At 59.5% G+C, this 22,579-nt stretch carries 17 protein-coding genes and 2 pseudogenes; 6 read left to right on the top strand and 13 right to left on the bottom strand.

Annotated elements, in window-relative coordinates; genetic code table 11:
* Positions 1–57: 57 nt before the first annotated feature.
* The 4 genes from pqqC to PMI28_RS26115 are packed head-to-tail and all read left to right on the top strand — an operon-like array spanning position 58 to position 4,018.
* Positions 58–810, top strand: a complete 753-nt coding sequence (gene pqqC, locus PMI28_RS26100) for a pyrroloquinoline-quinone synthase PqqC (protein WP_007982078.1) — start codon at positions 58–60, stop codon at positions 808–810.
* Positions 807–1,082, top strand: a complete 276-nt coding sequence (pqqD, locus tag PMI28_RS26105) for a pyrroloquinoline quinone biosynthesis peptide chaperone PqqD (protein ID WP_007982076.1) — start codon at positions 807–809, stop codon at positions 1,080–1,082. The genes pqqC and pqqD overlap by 4 nt, the downstream gene beginning before the upstream one ends.
* On the top strand, positions 1,054–2,226 hold the full coding sequence (pqqE, locus tag PMI28_RS26110; RefSeq protein WP_007982075.1) for a pyrroloquinoline quinone biosynthesis protein PqqE: 1,173 nt from the start codon (positions 1,054–1,056) through the stop codon (positions 2,224–2,226). Before pqqD ends, pqqE begins: the two co-directional genes overlap by 29 nt.
* Positions 2,192–4,018, top strand: coding sequence for a S9 family peptidase (locus PMI28_RS26115; RefSeq protein WP_007982074.1), 1,827 nt, complete (start codon positions 2,192–2,194; stop codon positions 4,016–4,018). The genes pqqE and PMI28_RS26115 overlap by 35 nt, the downstream gene beginning before the upstream one ends.
* Positions 4,019–4,159: 141 nt before the next feature.
* On the opposite strand, the gene PMI28_RS29260 is transcribed toward PMI28_RS26115, so the two are convergent.
* The 3 genes and pseudogenes from PMI28_RS29260 to PMI28_RS26125 form a co-directional block, all read right to left on the bottom strand.
* Complete coding sequence (locus PMI28_RS29260) at positions 4,160–4,318, bottom strand: YqaE/Pmp3 family membrane protein (RefSeq protein WP_003228885.1); 159 nt, start codon at positions 4,316–4,318, stop codon at positions 4,160–4,162.
* 93 nt (positions 4,319–4,411) lie between these two features.
* Positions 4,412–4,588, bottom strand: a pseudogene (locus tag PMI28_RS29255) (DNA-binding protein); the annotation flags it as partial.
* A gap of 258 nt (positions 4,589–4,846) precedes the next feature.
* Positions 4,847–6,130: an aspartate aminotransferase family protein gene (locus tag PMI28_RS26125; RefSeq protein WP_007982072.1), complete on the bottom strand. Its 1,284-nt coding sequence runs from the start codon at positions 6,128–6,130 to the stop codon at positions 4,847–4,849.
* Between the two features lie 169 nt (positions 6,131–6,299).
* Here PMI28_RS26125 and PMI28_RS26130 point away from each other — a divergent pair, with 169 nt between their 5' ends.
* Positions 6,300–7,229 carry a LysR family transcriptional regulator gene (locus tag PMI28_RS26130; protein ID WP_007982071.1) on the top strand — a complete coding sequence of 310 codons (930 nt, stop codon included), beginning with the start codon at positions 6,300–6,302 and terminating at the stop codon, positions 7,227–7,229.
* A 228-nt stretch (positions 7,230–7,457) separates the two neighbouring features.
* Here PMI28_RS26130 and PMI28_RS26135 read toward each other — a convergent pair whose 3' ends face one another.
* The 4 genes from PMI28_RS26135 to PMI28_RS26150 all read right to left on the bottom strand — a co-directional run bounded on the left by PMI28_RS26135 (position 7,458) and on the right by PMI28_RS26150 (position 14,873).
* Positions 7,458–9,236, bottom strand: coding sequence for an acyl-CoA dehydrogenase C-terminal domain-containing protein (locus tag PMI28_RS26135; RefSeq protein ID WP_007982070.1), 1,779 nt, complete (start codon positions 9,234–9,236; stop codon positions 7,458–7,460).
* A gap of 175 nt (positions 9,237–9,411) precedes the next feature.
* Positions 9,412–11,208, bottom strand: a complete 1,797-nt coding sequence (locus PMI28_RS26140; RefSeq protein WP_007982069.1) for an acyl-CoA dehydrogenase C-terminal domain-containing protein — start codon at positions 11,206–11,208, stop codon at positions 9,412–9,414.
* 85 nt (positions 11,209–11,293) lie between these two features.
* Entirely contained in the window at positions 11,294–12,586 is a 1,293-nt protein-coding gene (locus PMI28_RS26145) for a GGDEF domain-containing protein (protein WP_007982068.1), read from the bottom strand.
* Between the two features lie 151 nt (positions 12,587–12,737).
* A complete protein-coding gene (locus PMI28_RS26150) occupies positions 12,738–14,873 on the bottom strand; it encodes a cytochrome-c peroxidase (protein ID WP_007982067.1) in 2,136 nt (711 codons plus the stop codon).
* Positions 14,874–15,870: 997 nt separating this feature from the next.
* Between PMI28_RS26150 and PMI28_RS26155 the strand changes: the two genes are divergently transcribed.
* Entirely contained in the window at positions 15,871–17,658 is a 1,788-nt protein-coding gene (locus PMI28_RS26155; protein WP_007982066.1) for a hypothetical protein, read from the top strand.
* A 77-nt stretch (positions 17,659–17,735) separates the two neighbouring features.
* Here PMI28_RS26155 and PMI28_RS26160 read toward each other — a convergent pair whose 3' ends face one another.
* From PMI28_RS26160 to PMI28_RS30455, 6 genes and pseudogenes are all read right to left on the bottom strand, one after another.
* Positions 17,736–19,541: a phenylacyl-CoA dehydrogenase gene (locus tag PMI28_RS26160; protein WP_007982065.1), complete on the bottom strand. Its 1,806-nt coding sequence runs from the start codon at positions 19,539–19,541 to the stop codon at positions 17,736–17,738.
* A gap of 277 nt (positions 19,542–19,818) precedes the next feature.
* Positions 19,819–20,115, bottom strand: coding sequence for a hypothetical protein (locus PMI28_RS26165; RefSeq protein WP_007982064.1), 297 nt, complete (start codon positions 20,113–20,115; stop codon positions 19,819–19,821).
* Positions 20,116–20,238: 123 nt separating this feature from the next.
* A complete protein-coding gene (gene bioD / locus PMI28_RS26170; RefSeq protein WP_007982063.1) occupies positions 20,239–20,919 on the bottom strand; it encodes a dethiobiotin synthase in 681 nt (226 codons plus the stop codon).
* Positions 20,916–21,728 carry a malonyl-ACP O-methyltransferase BioC gene (gene bioC, locus PMI28_RS26175; protein ID WP_007982062.1) on the bottom strand — a complete coding sequence of 271 codons (813 nt, stop codon included), beginning with the start codon at positions 21,726–21,728 and terminating at the stop codon, positions 20,916–20,918. Before bioC ends, bioD begins: the two co-directional genes overlap by 4 nt.
* Complete coding sequence (locus PMI28_RS26180) at positions 21,721–22,452, bottom strand: alpha/beta fold hydrolase (protein WP_007982061.1); 732 nt, start codon at positions 22,450–22,452, stop codon at positions 21,721–21,723. Before PMI28_RS26180 ends, bioC begins: the two co-directional genes overlap by 8 nt.
* Positions 22,445–22,579, bottom strand: a pseudogene (locus PMI28_RS30455) (8-amino-7-oxononanoate synthase); the annotation flags it as partial. The gene PMI28_RS26180 and the pseudogene PMI28_RS30455, both read right to left, overlap by 8 nt.

Genomic DNA, 22,579 nt, shown 5'->3' with positions numbered 1-22,579 from the left:
GCGAAGGCGTCCGACCAGACACCAAAGATTTCAACGGTTGTGCACCGGAGAACCGCAATGACCGACACCCCGATGTCCCCCGCCGAATTCGAAGCGGCCCTGCGCGCCAAGGGCGCCTACTACCACATCCACCACCCCTACCACGTGGCGATGTACGAAGGCCGGGCCACCCGCGAACAGATTCAGGGCTGGGTCGCCAACCGCTTTTACTACCAGGTGAACATCCCGCTGAAGGACGCCGCGATCCTCGCCAACTGCCCTGACCGCGAGATCCGCCGCGAGTGGATTCAACGCCTGCTGGACCACGACGGCGCGCCCGGTGAAGACGGCGGCATCGAAGCCTGGCTGCGTCTGGGGCAGGCCGTAGGCCTCGATCCGAATCAGCTGCGCTCCCAGGAACTGGTGCTGCCCGGCGTGCGCTTCGCCGTGGATGCCTACGTCAACTTCGCCCGCCGCGCCAGTTGGCAGGAGGCCGCCAGCAGCTCCCTGACCGAGCTGTTCGCCCCGCAAATCCACCAATCGCGCCTGGACAGTTGGCCCCGGCATTACCCGTGGATCGACCCGGCCGGATACGAGTATTTCCGCACGCGCCTGGGCCAGGCACGGCGTGATGTCGAGCATGGTCTGGCGATCACGCTTGAGCACTACAAGACCCGGGAAGGCCAGGAGCGCATGCTGGAAATTCTCCAGTTCAAACTGGACATTCTTTGGAGCATGCTCGATGCCATGAGCATGGCCTACGAACTGAATCGCCCGCCGTATCACAGCGTGACCGGGGAGCGGGTCTGGCACAAAGGAATCACCTTATGAGTTTCGATCGCAGCAAGACCCCGACCTGGCGTCCCGGCTACCGCTTCCAGTACGAACCGGCGCAGAAAGGCCACGTGCTGCTGTACCCGGAAGGCATGATCAAACTCAACGAAAGTGCCGCATTGATCGGCGGTCTGATCGACGGCCAGCGAGATGTTGCGGCGATCATCGCCCAGCTCGACCAACAGTTCCCCGGCGTGCCCGAGCTCGGTGACGACATCGAGCAATTCATGGAGGTTGCCCGTGCGCAGCACTGGATCGAACTTGCCTGATTCATCAGTGCAAGTGCCGCCCAAACCTGAAGTCGGCCTGCCGCTGTGGCTGCTCGCCGAGCTGACCTATCGCTGCCCGCTGCAATGCCCGTACTGCTCCAATCCGCTGGATTTCGCCGAGCAAGGCAAAGAGCTGAGCACCGAGCAGTGGATCAAGGTGTTCCGCGAAGCGCGGGAAATGGGTGCGGCGCAACTGGGCTTTTCCGGTGGTGAACCGCTGGTGCGTCAGGACCTCGCCGAGTTGATTGCCGAAGCCCGAAAACTCGGCTTCTACACCAACCTGATCACCTCCGGTATCGGCCTGACCGAGCAGAAAATCAGCGACTTCAAGAAGGCCGGCCTCGATCATATCCAGATCAGTTTCCAGGCCAGCGACGAGCAGGTGAACAACCTGCTGGCCAGTTCGAAAAAGGCCTTTGCGCAGAAACTGGAAATGGCCCGGGCGGTGAAGGCCCACGGTTATCCGATGGTGCTGAACTTCGTGACCCATCGGCACAACATCGACCAGATCGACCGCATCATCGAGCTGTGCATCGCACTGGAAGCGGACTTCGTCGAGCTCGCCACTTGCCAGTTCTACGGTTGGGCTCAGCTCAATCGCGTTGGGTTATTGCCGACCAAAGAACAATTGGTGCGCGCCGAACGCATCACCAATGAATACCGCGCCAAACTGGAAGCCGAAGGGCATCCGTGCAAGCTGATTTTCGTCACCCCGGACTACTACGAAGAACGCCCGAAAGCCTGCATGAACGGCTGGGGCAGTATTTTTCTGACGGTCACGCCAGACGGAACCGCCCTGCCCTGTCACGGTGCCCGACAGATGCCGGTGCAGTTTCCCAACGTGCGCGAGCACAGCATGCAGCACATCTGGTACGACTCGTTTGGCTTCAATCGCTTTCGTGGTTACGACTGGATGCCCGAACCGTGCCGCTCCTGCGACGAGAAAGAAAAAGACTTCGGCGGCTGCCGCTGCCAGGCGTTCATGCTCACCGGTGATGCCAGCAACGCCGACCCGGTGTGCAGCAAGTCGCCACAACACGGCGTGATCCTCAAGGCTCGCGAAGAAGCCGAACACGCAACCCAGACCATCGACCAACTGGCCTTTCGCAATGAACGAAATTCACGCCTCATCGCCAAAAGCTGAACCTTTCAGCGCTGCCAAAGCCGTAGCCGCCGGTATCGACTTTGCCGAATTGCAGGTCGGTCAACAGGGCCTGTTCTGGAACGAGTACCGCCCCGAAGACGCGGCGTGCCGGATCTGGCATTGGCACCACGGTGCAGCGAAATGTCTGACGCCACCAGAGTTCAGCGTGCGCAGCCGGGTGTACGAATATGGCGGCGGAGCGTTTTGTCTGACTGACAACGGTATCGTTTTCGTCAACGAGGCGGATCAGCAGCTATATAGGCAAGCACTGCAAGACGAATCGCCCGAAAGGCTGACGTTTGGTGTGTGCCGTTATGGCGATTTACAGTTTGCCAATGGGCAAGTGCTGGCAGTCGAGGAGCATCGCGATCAACACCGACTGGTGGCAATCGATCTGTTGGATGGCACACGTCACCTGCTGGCCGAAGGTGCAGATTTTTACGCCGCGCCGACGCTGAGTCCTGATGCCCGGCGTCTGGCCTGGATCGAATGGGATCACCCGGATCAGCCATGGACAGCGACTCGTTTGATGGTTGCCGAACGCCAGGCCAATGGCGATTTTGCCAAGGCTCGTTGTGTGGCGGGCGACGGCGCTCAAGAGTCTGTACAACAACCGCGGTTTGATGCCGGCGGTCGCTTGTATTGCCTGACGGATCGCGCGGGGTACTGGCAGCCCTGGATGGAATCTGAAAAAGGCCTGGAGCCATTGCCAAGTGCTGCCGCCGACCATGGCCCCGCGCCCTGGCAACTCGGCGGCAGCACCTGGTTGCCGCTGGGCGACAACAGTTATCTGGCCAGTTGGACCGAAGAAGGGTTTGGCCGGTTGGGCGTCTGCGGCGATTCCAGCGCAGACTTTACCGGCGACTACAGCCGTTTCCGCCATCTTGCCGTGGATGAGCAGTTCATCTATTGCATCGCGGCGTCGCCGGTCAGTTCAACCGCAGTCATCGCCATCGACCGCCAGAGCCGACACGTGAAAGTACTGGCTGGCGGCATTGCCCCCCTTCCTCCCGAACAAATCAGCCGCCCGCAAACCTTGCGCTACCCGAGTGGTTCAGGCGAAGCACACGGCTTCTTCTACCCGGCGATGACCGGCGAGGAGAAACCGCCATTGGTGGTGTTCATCCATGGCGGCCCGACGTCGGCGTGCTACCCGATGCTCGATCCACGCATCCAGTTCTGGGCTCAGCGGGGCTTCGCCGTGGCCGACCTCAACTATCGCGGCAGCAGCGGTTATGGCCGGGCCTATCGCCAGGCGCTGCACCTGAGTTGGGGCGATGTTGATGTGCAAGACGCCTGCGCCGTGGTCAGTTACCTCAACCAGCGCGGCTTGATCGACGGCGACAAGGCTTTCATCCGCGGCGGCAGCGCCGGCGGCTACACCACCCTTTGCGCCTTGGCCTTTCATAACGTGTTCCGCGCCGGCGCCAGCCTGTATGGGGTCAGCGACCCGGTGGCGCTGGGGCGCGCGACCCACAAATTCGAAAGCGACTATCTGGATTGGTTGATCGGCGATCCGCTGCTGGATGCCGAACGCTACGCCGCTCGCACACCGCTGCTGCATGCACACAACATCCGCGTGCCGATGATCTTCTTTCAAGGAGAACTGGATGCCGTGGTCGTCCCGCAGCAGACCCGCGATATGGTCACGGCGCTGCAGGACAACAACATTCTGGTGGAAGCGCATTACTACGCCGATGAACGCCACGGTTTCCGCAAGGCCGGTAATCAGGCCCATGCGCTGGAGCAGGAGTGGTTGTTTTATCGGCGGGTGATGGATTCAGTGGACTGAAGCCTGCGCTCAATGCAGAAACGGTGGTGTCCCCTTCGCGAGCAAGCCCGCTCCCACAATTAATCGCGTTCCTTTGGGAGAACTCGGTCGAATGTGGGAGCGGGCTTGCTCGCGAAGGCGGCCGACCTACCGCCGCGAAATTCAGCGCTTGGCGATGATGTACACCGCATGCACGATCCCCGGAATGTAACCGCACAACGTCAGCAGAATATTCAGCCAGAACGCTCCGCCGAATCCTACTTGCAGAAACACCCCCAGTGGCGGCAACAGGATGGCGATGATGATGCGAATAAAATCCATGGGGCAGCTCCTGATTGGGGTGGACTCGTTCGAGCCCTACAGCTAATCGACCCGTGCCGTTTGTCAGGGTTCAGCCCGATTTCTCAGGCCAGTATTTCCAGACCGTGTTTCTGCACGATGCTCAGCAACTTCAATCGCAACCGGCACCGTTGCAAGACAAGACTCATCGAACTCACGCATGGTCGCCTTGCTGATTGCACCGATGGCGTACAAGGCACTGGCAGACTCGTGGATCGACTCAAACACTTCACTTCTGAATTTCTTACTCATTTGGTATCTCCACAAACTCTTTAGTGTCCAGCAAGCGCTGAACTTCCAATTCGTTTAGCCACGACAGCAATGCCGTTTCACGGGCGCCGGCACTCCCTGCCGACGCCCACTAAAAAACCATTGAAGCGGTGACCGCTCAAGCCGAAATTGCCTTTGGCAAAACCCGGCCACAAAAAAACGCCCCACGCCAAAAGTGTCGGGCGTGGGGCGTGCGTTTTACCGCGAGACGGTTCGGAAATACGTGTAGGCCGCGTCTGATCAGACGGCGATCCCTTTGCGGCACTGCAATTGCGCGGTGCGTACTCGGGAGAAGGCGCGCGCCAGGCGCAGGAGCATTTCATCGATGTTGGCGTTGCTGACATTAAGCGCAGGGGTAAAACGCAGGCAGTCGGGTTGCGGGGCATTGAGCAGCAGGCCTTCGTACAGCGCAGCCTTGACTACCGCGCCGGCAGAATCGTCCGACAGCGTCAGTCCCCAGAGCAGCCCTTGTCCGCGCAACTCGCCATGACCGTAACGATGGGCCAAACGCCCCAAACCTTCACGCAGGTGCTGACCGGTTTCTGCGACGTGTTTGAGGAAGCCCTTGTCCTGCACCGTATCGAGCACTGAAAGTCCCGCAGCGGTTATCAGCGCATTGCCGTGATGAGTGCCGGTTATCTCGCCCGTGTCGAAACAGCAAGCCTTGCCCCGCGCCAGCAACGCGGCCAATGGCACACCACCGCCCAGCCCTTTGCCGAGCACGACGATATCCGCCGTTACGCCGTAGGACTGCTCCGCGAGCAAGGTGCCACAACGGCCGATGCCGGTTTGCACTTCGTCGAAGATCAGCAAAATGCCGAGTTCACGGCACAAGCGTTCGACGCCTTTGAGGTAATGCGCGGTGGCCGGGATCACGCCGGCTTCGCTCTGGATCGGTTCGAGCATGATCGCTACGGTCCGCTCATCCACGGCCGCATGCAACGCTGGCAGATCATTGAATGGAACACGACTGAAGCCCGGCAATTGCGGCTCGAACCGGTTGATCAATGCTGAACTGTCCGACGCCGAAATCGTCCCCAGGCTACGGCCATGGCAACCGTTGTTGGCGACAATGATGCGCGATGCACCACCGCGATGCTGCTGACCCCATTTGCGCGCCAGTTTGATCGCCGCCTCACAGGCTTCGCTGCCGGTATTGAGCAGGTAAGCCTGATCACTGCCAGTACTGGCACACAGTTGCTCGGCGAGGCTGAGCATGCCGCGGTTATACAGGCCGAATCCCGGATTGATCAGCGATTGCGCCTGGGCGGTGATTGCGTTGACCAGTACCGAAGGACTGTGACCAAGGCTGTTGGCCCCGCCTCCCTGGGAAAAATCCAGATAGGCACGGTCATCGCTGTCCCACAACCATGACCCCTGACCACGCACAAACACCTGTTTCGGCCGCTCGACACTGGGCATCAAGTACTCGCTGGAAAGGTTACTGCCTTGGGTTGGCAGGGAGGCGTCCATGACCAGATCATCAAGGCTGGGAGGACTGCGACGCAGACTGAACAGATTCAACTGAAAAAACCTCTTTTGAGGTTTTTTGCCTTACCTATGTAAACACCATCGAAGCAAAGGGTATTCATCGCGCTCTATGGCCCTGTAAGCCCTGTGAATGCGGTTAGACTAGGTTCAGACGAGGCATTCAGCCATTTCGATTTCCCAGCATTTTCGATAAGTAGTACTTATGGATTTCAAGCAACTGCGTTATTTCGTCGCGGTCTATGAAGAAGGCCACGTGGGCCGGGCCGCCGAGCGCCTGTCCATCTCCCAGCCGGCGCTGTCCCAGCAAATCCGCCACCTCGAGCAAAACCTCGATGTGAGCCTGTTCGAACGCAGTAGCAAACGCCTGTTGCCGACCCTCGCGGCCCACACGCTGTACAACCACGCCCAGCCTTTGCTCGATGGTCTGCAACGGGCACGGGAAGCGCTCGGCAACTTCAAGGGTCAGGCGCTGCGCACCTTGGCCATTGGTGTGTTGCAGACCGTGCATACCAGCCTCGTTCCGCAAATGCTCGAGCGGGTGCGCAAGGCGCAGCCGCATCTGGTGGTGCAAATCTATGAACTGACCGGGCTGGAAATCGAGCGACGACTGCTCAATGGCTCTCTGGATATTGGCATCAGCTACCTGCCACCTCGTCAGCCTGGCTTGCATGGCGTGATGCTGTACGAAGATGAACTGACCCTGGTCATCCCGGCGGAGCATCCGCTGCGTGAATTCAAGAAAGTGTCCATGAGTCAGGCTGCCGAGTTGCCGATGTTGCTGTTGGGCGAGGAATTTCAAATAAGGCAGATCTGGCAGGCACAACTGGCAAACCTCGGACGACGCCCGCAGGTGCAAGCCGAACTGAACAACATGGCCGGGATTCTCGACAGCCTGCCGCACACGCGCCTGGCGACGGTGCTGCCCGGACGCTCGCAAAAGACCCACGGCAACCACGAGTTGCTATGGAAGCCCCTGAGCGAACCACGAGTGCCGCTGAAAGTCGGTTTGGTGTGTCGGGATGTGCAACGGCAGCAGGCTTCGCTGGCATTGCTGCGGACCTTGCTGGAAGAAGTGATGAATGGCCCGGATGAACGTTTGAACAGCGCACAGGCTCTGGATGGACCGAGCTGAAAACTTTTCTTCGGGCAAAAGAAAACCCCGCCGAAGCGGGGTTTTTGCAGACTGTTTCCCTGACATCCATTTCACTCCGCCATCCTGGCAGAATCCTACGTGTCCCTGTTGTTGCTTTGCGCTTCCTGCGCTACGTCCATGTGAAGTAGATTAGCTGTGGATCCAATTTGCATCTATGGGAGAACAGCAGCACGTTATGTAAGAGAATGCTTACAAGACACTACTTCCTCAGAATTGTCCTGCGTCCAGCAGGAACAACGATTCGCTACCGGCCTTCACCGACGCGCTCAACGAGTGAATGCGCGGCAGCAGGCGGGCAAAATAGAACCGTGCCGTACCCAGTTTGCTGGCGTAGAAATCGTCTTGCGCTTCCTTGCCCAAAGCTGCCTTGGCCATCAGAGCCCACATGTAGGCGTAAGCCGTGTAACCGAACACCTGCAGATACTCGACCGACGCCGCGCCGATTTCGTTCGGATTGGTCTTCGCTCGGTCAAGCAACCACGCGGTCAGTTCATCGAGGGTGGTCACTGCGTCGTTCAGTGGCTTGGTGAACTCTGCGAGGTCCGCACTGGCTGTGGCCGTGAAGTGACGAATCTCGTCAGCGAAGAGATTGTAGAACGCCCCGCCGCTACCCACGATCTTGCGCCCGACCAGGTCCAGCGCCTGAATGCCGTTGGTGCCTTCGTAGATCTGGGTGATGCGCACGTCGCGCACCAGTTGCTCCTGGCCCCACTCACGGATGTAACCGTGGCCGCCGAAGACCTGCTGGCCGTGAACGGTGGTTTCCAGGCCCAGGTCGGTCAGAAACGCCTTGGCCACCGGGGTCAGCAACGCCACCAGATCTTCCGCACGCTTGCGGGTGGCGGCATCTTCGCTGAACTTGGCGGTGTCCAGTTGCATGGCCACGTAGGTGGAAAACGCACGGCCCCCTTCGTTCGAGGCTTTCATGGTCAGCAACATGCGACGCACGTCCGGGTGGACGATGATTGGGTCAGCCACTTTGTCCTTGTTCTGCGCGCCAGTCGGCGAACGGCTTTGCAGACGGTCACGGGCATATTCCACGGCGTTCTGGTACGAGCGCTCGCCAGTGGCCAGGCCCTGAATACCGACGCCCAGTCGCTCGTAGTTCATCATGGTGAACATGGCCGCCAGGCCTTTGTTCGGCTCGCCGACCAGGTAACCCACGGCTTCATCGAAGTTCATCACGCAGGTCGCGGACGCCTGGATGCCCATTTTGTGTTCGATCGAACCACAGTTGGCCGGGTTGCGCGCGCCCAGGCTGCCATCGGCATTGACCATGAACTTGGGTACCAGGAACAGCGAAATGCCTTTCGGCCCCGCCGGTGCATCCGGCAGCTTGGCCAGCACCAGGTGGATGATGTTTTCGGTGAGGTCGTGTTCGCCACCGGTGATGAAGATCTTGGTGCCGCTGACCTTGTAGGAGCCGTCGGCCTGAGGCTCGGCCTTGGTGCGAATGATCCCCAGATCCGTACCGGCGTGTGGCTCGGTCAGGCACATGGAACCGGCCCAGATGCCAGCGTACATGTTCGGCAGGTACGCCGCTTTCAGCTCTTCGCTGGCGTGGGCGTTGATCGACAGGCAAGCGCCGGCGGTCAGCATCGGGTACAGACCGAACGACAGGCTGGCGGAGTTGACCATTTCTTCGACCTGGGCCGAAACGGCTTTGGGCATGCCCATGCCGCCGTAGGCAGGATCACCCCCGACACCGACCCAACCGCCTTCAGCGTAGGTCTGATAGGCCTGTGGGAAACCTGCCGGCGTGGTGACGGCACCGTCCGCCCAATGGCAACCTTCTTCGTCCGCGGCACGGCTCAGTGGTGCGATGCTTTTGCTGGTGACTTTGCCGGCTTCTTCCAGGATGGCTTCGACCGTTTCTGCATCGACGGTTTCAGCCAGTGCAGGCAGTTCGGCCCAGAGTTTGGCGACCTCGAAAACTTCATTGAGGACGAAGCGCATATCGCGCAGGGGCGCTTTGTAGTCAGCCATGGCAAACCTCGCAAGATCTATACAGGTGATTCACAGGAAGAGTGTTTTCGTTGGGTCGGAGTGTACCCCAACAACTTTTGTGACACATAGGGTCAGCTCATGACCGTTTTGTAATTTTTAGTCACCAACAAAAAAGCCCGCACAGGGCGAGCTTCTTTGTAGCGGATTTACATGACTAAAGCGCGAACAGCTCCGCCGGCAGTTGCATCAGACAATCGCTCCCCGCTTCGATGGCCGCCCGATGAGCGGCAGTGCGTGGCAACAGGCGCTTGAAGTAAAACTCGTTGGTCGCCAGTTTGCCCCGACAGAAGTCGCCATCGCCACAGCCGGCATCAAGCTGCGCCTGAGCCACGAGCGCCATGCGCAGCCACAGGTAGCCGAGGATGATGTAACCGCTGTACATCAGGTAATCCACCGACGCGGCACCGACTTCGTCCGGGTTTTTCATCGCCGCCATGCCGACCTTGGTGGTCAGCTCACCCCACTGCTGATTCAGTTGATTGAGCTGCGCCACATACCCAGCCAATTGTGGATGCTCGGCGTTTGCCACGCAGAACTTGTGGACGATTTTGGTGAAGCCGCGCAGCAGCTTGCCCTGACTGCCGAGTACCTTGCGCCCGAGCAAGTCCAGCGCCTGAATGCCGTTGGTGCCTTCGTAGATCGGCGCAATCCGGCAGTCGCGTACCAGTTGCTCCATACCCCATTCGCGAATGAACCCGTGGCCGCCAAACACCTGCATGCCATGGTTGGTCACCTCCAGGCCGGTGTCGGTCATGAAGGCTTTGCAAATCGGCGTGAGGAACGCCAGCAAGTCTTCGGCCTCCTGACGCGCCGTTTCATCCGGACTCAGGTGCGCCACGTCCAGTAACTGCGCGGTGAAGTAGGTCAGCGCGCGGTTGCCCTCGTTGAAGGCTTTCATGGTCAGCAACATCCGCCGCACATCGGGGTGCACGATGATCGGGTCGGCGGCTTTCTCCGGCGCTTTCGGGCCGGTCAGCGCGCGCATCTGCAAACGGTCGTTGGCGTATTTGATCGCGCCCTGGAAGCTCGCTTCGCCCAGACACAGCCCTTGCATGCCGGTGCCCAGCCGCGCGTGGTTCATCATGGTGAACATGCAGTTCAGGCCCTTGTTCGGCTCACCGATCAAGAAGCCCTTGGCCGCGTCGAAGTTAAGCACGCAGGTGGCCGAGGCCTTGATGCCCATCTTGTGCTCGATCGAGCCGCAGGACACGCCATTGCGCTCACCCGCTTCGCCCGTCGCGTCGGGCAGGAACTTGGGCACGATGAACAGCGAAATGCCCTTGGTCCCGGCCGGTGCGTCCGGCAATTTCGCCAGCACCAGATGAATGATGTTGGCGCTCATGTCGTGCTCGCCGGCCGAGATGAAGATCTTGCTGCCGGAGATCGCATAGCTGCCATCGGCCGCAGGCACGGCGCGGGTCTTGATGATGCCCAGGTCGGTGCCGCAATGGGCTTCGGTCAGGCACATGGTGCCGGTCCATTGACCAGCAGTGAGCTTCTTCAAATAGGTCTGCTTTTGCTCCTCGGTGCCATGGGCGTGGATCGCCGACATCGCGCCGTGGGTCAGGCCGGGGTACATGCCCCACGAGGTATTGCTGGAGCCCACCATCTCGCCGATGACCAGGCCCAGAGAGCTCGGCAGCCCTTGACCGCCGTAAACCGGATCCGCCGCCAGGCCATGCCAGCCGCCCTCGACATATTGTGCGAATGCCTGCTTGAAGCCCGCCGGCGTGGTGACCACGCCATTGTCGAAATGGCAGCCTTCTTCATCGCCGCTGCGGTTGAGCGGCGACAGCACGTTTTCGCAGAATTTCGCGCCTTCTTCGAGGATCGCATTGACCATGTCCGGGCTGGCATCGGTGGCCCCCAGCGCGGCGTAGCTACTGTGAAAGTCGAAGACGTGATCGATCAGAAAACGCATGTCGCGCAAGGGAGCTTTGTACTCGGGCATGGTCATTCTCCGTCGGCAGATTTCTCCAACCTACTGCCGTCGACCCTACCTCACAATCACTTTGCGCTCGCTGAATGCGCCATCATCACTCAACCGTAGCGGCGTCCATGCGCACGGCACCACGGCGGTTCTGTCCGAATGCGATCACACAGTTGCGCCCGGCGCCCTTGGCGCTATAAAGCGCCTGGTCTGCGGACTTGAGCACCTCTTCGGGGGCGCGCTGATCGATCCGTTCGGCAACGCCGATACTGACCGTCACCGATACACTCGACGCACCGGAACCGGCACGCCGCTGGCGCCCCTGATTGTCGTCCTGCGGGCGGTTTTCCTGATTACGCAGCTGAATGTTGTAAGTGGCGATGGACTCGCGGATGACTTCCAGGTGCGGCATGCACTCTTCGAGGGTCTTGCCTGCAAACACCAGGGCAAATTCCTCGCCGCCATAGCGATACGCCTTACCGCCACCGCCGATTTTCGACAATTTGCTGGCCACCAGCCGCAGCACCTGGTCGCCGACGTCGTGACCGTGGGTGTCGTTGAATTTCTTGAAGTGGTCGACGTCGCTCATGGCCAACACGTAGTTGCGCCCCAGCCGTTGCATGCGTTCATTCAGCGCACGACGGCCCGGCAGCCCGGTCAGTTCGTCGCGGAAAGCCATTTGATAAGCCTCGTGGGCGACGGCCGCGGCGATCATCAGCATCACCTGACTGCACATGATGTTGAGGGTGAAGGGCAGGATGAAGGTTTTCGGCAACATCCAGAAAAGGCCGAGCAGCCCCACCAATTGCGCGGCATGCAACGGTCGCGGGTTACGCCAGTATTGCCAGGCCAGCAGCAGAAACGCAGCAATGAACACCGGATAGGACAACTGGATCAGACTCATCCAGGCGCCATGCAAGGCAGGCCAGCGAATCTCCGACAGCCAGATGAGCAGCGCGTGTGGATAACTTTGCTCAAGCCCCAGTGCCACGCTGCCGACCGCAAGCAATACTGCGAAACGCGCCACCATGTCCTGGAACAAATGGGTGCGTTCCTGCCACGCCGCAAACACTCCAAACAGCAGCGGCAGCAGCAGGCAACACAGATGAAAGACCACGGCGGCATCGTCACGCACCTTGCCGTTGTCGCGGTAATAGTCGGTCTGGGTGTCGAGCAGGAAGTAGGCGATATACACCGTGACCATCAGAAACAGTTCACGCTGGCGTCGGTACACCGCGCAATAGGCACCACCGAGCAACAACACCAGGGTGGGCAGCACGTTGAACAGCGACGTGAAGAAGACGTTCAGATCCTTGATGTACGCAGCCGCAAGCCCCGCCAGTAACAGCAGCAATGACGGCAGGAAATGACTGAAACGCACAGCGGAAGAACGCAACAAGGGTAAAGCTCCGACCCGTCAGATCAAAAGATGGCATTGTGCCCACCTCTTTAACGGCAGTAATCCCGATTTGCTGAGTGAAATACTGAGGTATTTGTAAAAGGTCGTCACTGGCGTCCATCAGCCGCCAGTGACGCAAGGGCAAATACGTTTACAGGTCGTTGTTGAACGGTTGCAGCGGTCCTTCCAGCGCTGTGCGACCTTCGGCACCGACCGCTTTGAGCTGGATTTCGGCGTCCTGCGCCTGCCGGGAAGTAATCTTCGGACTGGCCGGTTTTTGCCCGACAGAGTTTTCATCACCCTTTTCGCCCTGTGGCAGCACCAGTGACGGATGGTCAAACGGCGCCCGTTCCCACGCGACCCGAGGGTCGGTCAGCCCGACTTCCATGAACTTGACCAGTGCATTCACTTCATCCGGGGTCAGGTTCAGTCGGGTCATGTCGGGATCAAGATTGGAGCCGTTGTGCTGATTGACTGCCGGGTGTTCGAATCCGCTGGTGTTGCTCGCATCTTCGCCACGCCGGTCGCCACCGCGGTTGTAGAACTCCATGACCTGTTGCAGCGTTGCGCGACTGCCGTTATGGAAGTACGGCCCGGTCAACGCGATGTTGCGCAAGGTCGGTGTCTTGAAGGCGCCATCGACCGCATCGCGGAAATCGACATTGGGCTTGAGCGTCGCATCACAAGGGATAGCCGGGCTCAAACGCGCTTCGAAGGTGCACACATCGACATCCAGCGGGTCAGGGATCGCGCCGCCCTTCAGTACGGTGTTGTACTGACGGGTGAAAGACAACGGATTACCCCAGGCATCCGAGCCACCGAGTGCCAGGTCTTCCGAGGTCGGACGCACCCCGGTGTTGTAGAAGCCGTTGTCATACAGCGTGGTCAGGTTGTCAGCCATGACCATCCGTTCGATGCGCTCACGAGGATGGAACAGCAACCGGCTGCCGGCGTTGGTCAACTCCGCGCCGCCGTGGCAACTGATGCACTTGCCCTTGCCCAGGAACAGGTTCATGCCCTGGACCTGCTGGTCGTTCATGGCCGTATGATCGCCCTGTAAATAGGCATCCAGCGGCGCCTGGTCCGAGATCAGCGTGGACTCGTACATCTGAATCGCCAGCCCGAAGAACAACGGGAAGTTTGCTTCCATCTGGGTGTATGGCGCGCCGCCCAGCGAGACCTCCTGCGTGGCATTCCACAGACGCGGCTGGAACGCGTTCTTGATCAGTTCACGGTATGTCGGCCGATGACCGCCGGATACCGGCCCCAGTACCGAATCGGTGAACGAGATCCGTTGTTGCTTGAGCATCAAAGTGTCGAGCATGCGCCGGCCAATGTCGGCGAAGGTACGTCCGCCGCAGGACATTTCCACCGGGCTGCCGGGCGGCCCTACCGCTTGCGAGGCGGCAGAAGCATCGTTGAGTGCCAGCCTGACTTTGGTCGCCACGCCACTGCGATCGCTGGTCACGAAAATCCCGGCATCCGGGTCGCGATTGCCGAATGGAGAGAAGCCATTGAAGACGTTATTGGCCCGGCCATCCCAGAAGTTACGCACGTTGAACGCGGCGTTGATCACCGTCGGTGCGTTGCGGCCGGTGCTGCGGCGAACATTGATGCCGCCTACCTGGAAGATGCCGTCCGGTTGCTGAATGCATTTGTCGAAACGCGACTGATGGGGCTTGACGAAGTTGGCGTCGAACACGCCTTGGGAGCCGATCACATCGTCGCTTGAATAGAGAATCGCCGAGTTGCGATCCAGCGGATCGGCCAGCACATGGGTCGGGAAGTCGCTTTTCTTCAACAGGTAGTTCGGACCGCCCTTGCCACCGGACCTGGTGGTGTAGGTCGGTACGTCACCCGGGATGTCGGAGGCGGTGAACGGCTTGTTGAAGATCGACGAGACGTTCGCGTTGGTGTTCGCCTGCCCGGGGTTGATCTGGTTGGTGGTGCGGTGATCGGCACCCGCGTGGAAGTGGCAGGACGCGCAAGCGGTGGAACCGTCACTGCCGACCTCCATGTCCCAGAACAGTGCCTTGCCCAGGAGCACTGCCGCCGAGCGATTGAGTACGTAGTCGGTCATCAGGTCGACTTTGCGCCCGCCTTCGGTCCCCGAAGGGTCCGGTGGCATCAGGCCGCGCAGTGACTGCAGGCTCGGCACGTCCGGCACGGCTGGAACGATCGGGTCTGCGGCCTGGACATTCATGACGGGCAGACCAATGGCGAACAGTGTCATCACCATCGCGCGGGGTAAACAGGTAGTTCGGAAGGTGCTCAAATACTTCAACATGACGATGTTCCCGATTCAGTACGGAGTAGTCAGGCTCCGCGGTTGCCCTGTTGCGAGTTGAGTTCATCGCCATGAATTTTGCTGCTCGCTCGAGTAGCCACATCAACTTGAAGTTGCATGGGCAACGCGAGACCTGACTGGCAAAGCACTCTCGTGGCCCAGGCCTTTTTTAAAAATGATATTTCGCGCTACTGGGTAGCGCTTGATGCAACTCTAGCCGCAACAAAATATTACAACATGAAATTTTCAACATTTTTCTAATTTAAGCCAAATCAAGAATTCCTACTAATAACAGTAACTGCGCACTATTCCTCAGTTCTGGTTAAACTTCACCCATCATTGGGTGTCATTCCCCAAACAGCCAGAACCAAGCGATCACCAACGACATCTAAACGCCAGATCTTAAAGGATATAACGCCACCGGACATATAAAACCCATTCGCGCGCAAGTTGCACTGCGCTAGCTATTGGCTTTTTTTATTTATATCTCCAATACAAGATCACTTCCCCACCACCCTCTTCAATACCCCTCTTGCACACCTACGACCTTAGTAGTATTTAATAGACAACACTTCTCAACTACCACTAACGGAAACACACCCACTAAAACTTTTCACAGCACTCCAAATCTGGGCATATATCCCCACCTACTTTGGCGTTAATCACATAACTATAATTTCATATATATCACCAACATCAGCGCAGCCCGCATTTTTGCTGGCTGACAAACAATTGCGCCAATCAGGCACGACTACTGCTAAGTGCCTCTCAGGCTCAAGGAAATGTCTCTCGCGTTTGCGTCCCTAACCGGCCAACGCAACGCAGGTGAAAGCATCCGAACGGCAAGCGTCGACCGTACACAGGCACTTATCCCGCTGGATCGAGCCCCAATTCGACAATCACGGCTTTGCGTTTTTCTTGCGCAGGATTCAGCGCATCAGCAGATCCGCGATCTCGATCGGCCGGCAATTGGTCCTGCAAAATTCTGGAGTGAGCCATGAGCTTATCTTTGTACGAAAAAACGCTCGCCATACCGCTGCTGCCTCACAAACGATTCAACGGCATCTTCAGTCGCCATGCTCTACTTGCCAGTGCCGTGGCTATCGCACTGGCCTTTGGTGGTGGTGGAGATGCATTTGCCAAAAACGGAGTTGGCGGTGGCGGTGGAGGCGGAGGTGGTGGCGGGACTGCCAAGCCTCCGGGTTTGCCCTCGCCGTTCACAACACCCACACTGCCCGATCCGATTTTTACAAACCCGACTGCGATTCATGGGTTTGACGTTACGGGCTTTATCCAAAACATGACCCTGGACACCACCAATGCGAGTTGCCCCAATACCAGCGACCCGGGCCGCTTTGGGGGGACCGTCCAGTTGAACGGCGTCACGATTGTTGTCCCTTGCAACACCGTCATGCAGATGCCGGCCAACACCCTGACCTGGGCCGACTTCGTCAGGGGTGGAACCCTGGCGCTCGGAAAATCACCGGCGGCCTATCCCTCGTTCGAGATCCATGTGGTAGGCAATACCGTCTCCGACAAGCAAATCGCCGGGCTGATCTTTGTCTCCCAGCAATCAGTCAACGCGGGCAGCGGTGTCATCACCCGGATCGACTACACCAACGGCAACCTCGAAGTTGACAGCGGGAACCCGACGCAACCCACGATCATTCAGATCAACGATCCGAATGGCCGTTTTGGCCGCGCCCAAAGCCCCGATCCACGCTTCTCCGTCGATGATGCCAACCCGACCATCCATGCCGCCACCGGCTACCCGATGTGCGTGCCACGCACGATCTCCGGAGACGACGCACTCTGCCCGCAGAAAAACCGGCCAAAAGTGGTCACCCCGACCACAACCAACAACTGCCGCAACTTCAGCCAGGCTGGCGTCACGCCTCCGGCCAGTGGGGAGCTCTCGGGCCCAGCGGTGGGGCAGGTCTATTGCAGCCAGTACGTCATGAAGAGATTCAGCGATGCTACACGCACGGCGACGGACCCCGACCCGACACAACAGGCACCCTTCGAAGTCGGGGACTTCATCAGTTGGTCCGGCACCCTGTTCAAGTCCGCAACAACCGGGGCCCCGGACTTCATCTCTGCACACACGATCGAGGCGAATGTCGGGATCTACACTCAGCCTGGTTCGCAGCCCAGCTACCTGGCTATCGGGGAATTTGGCATCGGTACGGCCGACCCGGCAGCAACGGCCATCAACGGAGTAGCCCAGGAGACGCAGGACCGGATTTTCCTTGAAGCTTCGACCACCGACATCAAGACCCCGGTCGACATCTATCTGATTGATGTCAATCCATCGACGGGCGTGCAAACCAATCGCTGGATTACCCCCTATGAGATGACAGGTGAGTGCAACCCTGCACTGGGCCTTGCGGCCAGTTGCCTGGGAGCCTCGGGTGGTATCACCACACAAAACACTGGTCCTCAGCCACAACGCGCCAGACTACGCGCGACCAAAGCGCCCACCGGGCTACTTAGCCAACCGACACGTACCTTGCGCGTCGTTGCACGGTCACTTTGCGTTCCACAGCAAAGCTTGTCCCAGGCCGGCGTGGACGGTTGCATCCAGAATGCAGGCAGGCTGACCGTCGCCAATGGCCTGATTGCCGGACAGTATGTGGCGCCAGTGTTCGAGTTCATCTTTCCGGAAGGCGTCAAGCCTGGCGATCCGGTGGTGCCTAACGACTTCTGGCACCTGCCGTTCATACGTAACGGAGAAGGCGTGGGCACTCCAACAGGCGTCGGCCCCCTGGACCCAACGCCATGGTGATCAAGGCCTGAGCACAGCGCAAAAAAAACCGCCGCTCCCGGAGGAAGCGGCGGTTTTTTGAAGGACCGCGTTAAGACTTAGTAGCCCAGGTCGAAGTTCTCTTCTTTCATGTCCATCAGGTTGTTGGCGCCCGACAGCATGGTTGCAACGTGAGTGCGGGTACGCGGCAGGATGCGCTGGAAGTAGAAGCGCGCAGTCTGCAGCTTGGCGGTGTAGAAGGCCTCTTCGGAAGTGCCGGCAGCCAGTTTCTCGGCAGCCAGACGCGCCATGTCAGCCCAGAAGTAGGCCAGGCAGGCGTAACCGGAGTACATCAGGTAGTCCACGGAGGCCGCGCCGACTTCCTCGCGATCTTTCATGGCGGCCATACCGACCTTCATGGTCAGTTCGCCCCATTCCTTGTTCAGTGCAGCCAGCGGAGCGACGAACTCTTGAACCGCTTCGTTGCCTTCGTTGGTCTGGCAGAATTTGTGGACGATCTTGGTGAAGCCTTTCAGAGCCTCGCCCTGGGTCATCAGCACTTTACGACCCAGCAGGTCGAGTGCCTGGATACCGGTGGTGCCTTCGTACAGCATCGAAATGCGGCTGTCGCGAACGTTCTGCTCCATGCCCCACTCGGCGATGAAGCCGTGACCACCGTAGATCTGCACGCCGTGATTGGCCGCTTCAAAACCGACTTCGGTCATGAACGCCTTGGCGATTGGCGTCATGAAAGCCAGCAATGCGTCGGCTTTCTTCTTCTCTTCTTCGTCCACACCGTACTTGACGATGTCGACTTGCTTGGCGGTGAAGTAAACCATCGCACGGTTGCCTTCGGCGAATGCCTTCATGGTCAACAGCATGCGGCGTACGTCAGGGTGGACGATGATCGGGTCAGCGGCTTTGTCTGGTGCTTTCGGGCCAGTCAGCGAGCGCATTTGCAAACGATCGCGAGCGTATTTCAGGCCGCCCTGGAAACCGACTTCGGCGTGGGCCAAGCCTTGCAGAGCGGTACCCAGACGTGCGGTGTTCATGAAGGTGAACATGCAGTTCAGGCCTTTGTTCGCCGGGCCGATCAGGAAACCGGTAGCGCCGTCGAAGTTCATCACGCAGGTGGCGTTGCCGTGGATGCCCATCTTGTGTTCCAGGGAACCACAGGACACGGCGTTACGTGCGCCAACCGAGCCATCGGCGTTCGGCAGGAACTTCGGCACGATGAACAGGGAGATGCCTTTGGTGCCAGCCGGTGCATCCGGCAGGCGGGCCAGTACGATGTGGACGATGTTGTCGGCCATGTCGTGTTCACCGGCCGAGATGAAGATCTTGGTGCCGGAAACTTTGTAGGAACCGTCGGCCTGAGGCTCGGCCTTGGTGCGCAGCATGCCCAGGTCGGTGCCGCAGTGCGGTTCGGTCAGGCACATGGTGCCGGTCCATTCGCCGGAAACCAGCTTGGTCAGGTAAGCCTCTTGCTGCTCAGGGGTACCGTGCTCGGAGATGGTGTTCATCGCACCGTGCGACAGGCCTGGGTACATGCCCCACGACCAGTTGGATTCACCGACCATTTCACTGATCGCCAGCCCCAAAGACTCCGGCAGGCCCTGGCCGCCGTGCTCTACGTCGTGGGCCAGGCTTGGCCAGCCGCCTTCGACGAATTGCTTGTAGGCCTCTTTGAAGCCAGTCGGGGTCTTGACGCCGGACTCGCTCCAGGTGCAACCCTCGATGTCGCCCACGCGGTTCAGCGGAGCCAGCACCTGCTCACAAAACTTGGCGCCTTCCTCAAGAATGGCGTCAACCATGTCCGGAGTTGCGTCGGCACACGCCGGAAGGCTCTGATAGTGCGCTTCGTAGCCGAGCAGTTCGTCACGAACGAAGCGAATATCACGCAAGGGGGCCTTGTAGTCAGGCATAGCGATAAACCTCTGCTGATGTAACCGGGAATGAACGACCGCGTTGATTTGTTGTTGCGATCAAACAGTTGTTTGAAACATACGTTTACGCCGAAATCTTGTCAAGCGTCGATCTTTTGCCGTTCGTCATCGCAGGATCGGACACACAGGCACACGACAACGCAGCTGCGCTTTCAAGGCAGCCCGCCGCACAGAAAAGATTAGTTGAGCAAGAAAGACTTACGCAGAAAAACGCCGCGAACAGGCGCGGCGTTGGGGGTGCGGTATCAGCGAGGAATCAAGCGTAGGTATCGATCAATGTTCCGAGCACTTCATCGGCTGCCTTGGCAACTTTCACGCCCAGCTCCGCCTGAATCTTGCCTTGGGCCATTTCGACCACATTGCTGGCCAGGTCCGATTGCTGGCTGCGATCAACCGACCGCAGACGATCGACTTGCACCTCGGAGGACTGGCTGGTGACCGAACGTTCGATCGTCGTGTTGGCGATCTGCCCGGCGGCTAGATCGACGCGGTTCTGCCCTGCCTGAAGAGTGCTCAGACCGGCATAAAAAGCGCTGTTTCCTGAGATTTCCAAGGGAGAACCCGTCCTTTCAATGGATCAACAGCGGCCATTGAAGCAGAGTGGCCGGCAAAACACTCGACAAAAACACTAATGGCACAGTGCCTTATCATAGGCAAAGCCCGCATTGCGAAAACGTCAGTCCAACAGGTCCAGTTGCAAGTGCTCTGCCACTGCTTCGGCCGTAACGGCCTTGAGCTTAGGCACACGCCCCAGGCACGGCGCCGGGAGGCGCTCGGCAAGGGTGGCCAGGTTTTCTTCCAGCCGCGATGTTTTCGGGTCGATGATGTTGGCCACCCATCCCGCCAGTTGCAAACCATCCCGGGCAATTGCTTCAGCGGTCAACAAGGCATGGCTGATACACCCCAGCCGCACGCCGACCACCAGGATCACCGGTAACTGCAACGCGATGGCGAGGTCCGAGAGATTGTCCTGATCCGCCAGCGGTACACGCCAGCCGCCGGCGCCTTCGATCAGGGTGAAGTCCGCCTGCATGCCCAGAATCTGCCGCATCGGCGCCAGCAACGACTGCACCGTCAGCGCCACACCAGCCTCTCGCGCCGCCAGATGCGGAGCAATGGCCGGTTCGAAGGCCACCGGGTTGACCTGAGCATACGTCAGCGGCAGCGAACACTCCGCCAGCAACGCCAGCGCATCGGCGTTGCGCAGGCCCTTGGGCGTCACATCGCAACCGGAAGCGACCGGCTTGCCCGCCGCCGTGCTCAAACCCGCCGAACGTGCCGCATGCAACAGCCCCGCGGCGACTGTGGTTTTACCGACATCGGTATCCGTGCCGGCGATGAAATAGGCTGCGCTCATAAGGGCTTCTCCAAAACGGCGTACACCACTTGATAAGTCGCCGGCAGTCCCTGGGCCTGACGAAACTGCTCATAAGCCTCGATCAGCCCCAGAATCCGTGCCCGGCCGGTCAAGCCACCCGGGCGCCCGGGATTGAGATTGTGCGCACCCAACGCCTTGAGTTCATGGGTCAGGCTGCGCACATCCGGGTAATGCAGCACGTGTGGAAGGTTTTGTAGACTGACCATCCTCAAGCCGCTGGCCGCACACAACTGCTGATAAACACCAAACTCCCGGAAGCGGTTGACGTGCACCATGCCATCGACCTGTCGCCAGCTGTCGCGCAATTCAAACAACGTCCCTGCACAAAGACTAGCAAACGCGAAAATACCGCCCGGTTTCAACACTCGAAAGGCTTCACTGAGCACCGAGTCAAAGTTTGCACACCACTGCACCGCCAGGCTGGAGAAGATCAGGTCGCAGGTCGAATCCTGCAGTGGCAAACACTCGGCATCGCCAGCCACGAAATGCGTGGCACCGCCCAATGGCCGGGCGTGGTTGAGCATGCCCTCGGCGATATCCAGCGCCACACCGTGACTGCCCGGAAACTGCTCACCCAAGGCACGACTGAAATGCCCGGTGCCGCAGCCCAGATCCAGCCAACGCTGCGGTACCAAATCCTGCGGCAAGCGCCTGAGTAATTGGCTGCCCACATCACGTTGCAACTCGGCCACGCTGTCGTAGCTTTCCGCTGCGCGGGAGAATGATGCAGCTACCTGGCGCTTGTCGGGCAAGGCGCCGGGCAGGTTGGGAAAAGATAGATCAGTCATCGCCGGACTCATGCAAAAAGGCCTGGATCGCCCCCGCCACACCGTGGGGATCTTCCAGAAGAAACGCGTGGCTGGCCTGTTCAATCAGACCGATTTCGACATCCGGCAGCAATGCCAACAACTCGCCCGCCGCTTCTGCCGGCACCAGCCCGTCAAGGCCGGCGAACAAATGCAGTTGCGGACCGCGGAACGATTGCAGTGCCTGCCGTGTATCCAGTTGCGCGAGCACTTGCAGACCACTCAGCAGCACCGGCGCGGTGGTATTCGGCGCGCCACCGAGCAACAACCGCGACAACCCGCGCGGGTCTTCGGCACCTTGGGCGCAGAGCAGCGAAAAGCGTTTCAACGTCGCGCGCGGGTCAGCTTCGCATCCCGCCAGAAACGCATCGAAGGTTTCCACTGGCATGGCGCTTGACCAATGTTCATGCGCGACAAAAGACGCGTTGCTGGCCAGGGTGAACAGACCGCAGCAACGATCGCCACGCCGGGCCGCCAGTTCGCAGGCGAGCATGCCGCCCAATGACCAACCGCCAAGCCAGGCGTCTTGCGGCAGTGTCGAATCAAGCTCTTCGAGCCATTCTTCAGGATCGCTCGACTCCAGCTCCGGCAACGGCTCGATCTCGACGTGCAGACGTTCATCCAGGCCGCGCAAGGCCGCCGCCAAAGGCTCCAGCGGTGAAACACCAAGGCCCCAGCCGGGCAGCAGAATCAGTCGATCACGCATGCTTCGGCTCCGGTCCCAGTTGTTGAAAACAATCGGCCAGTCCATCTAACAATAGCTGTACCTGGGCCTCGCTGTGGGCAGCACTTAGCGTGACCCGCAGTCGGGCGCTGCCGGCGGGGACGGTGGG

This window comes from Pseudomonas sp. GM48, from assembly GCF_000282335.1.
Lineage (GTDB): Bacteria > Pseudomonadota > Gammaproteobacteria > Pseudomonadales > Pseudomonadaceae > Aquipseudomonas.
Note: the sequence above shows the minus strand (reverse complement) of the source record. Positions and strands in the feature narration are given on the sequence as shown.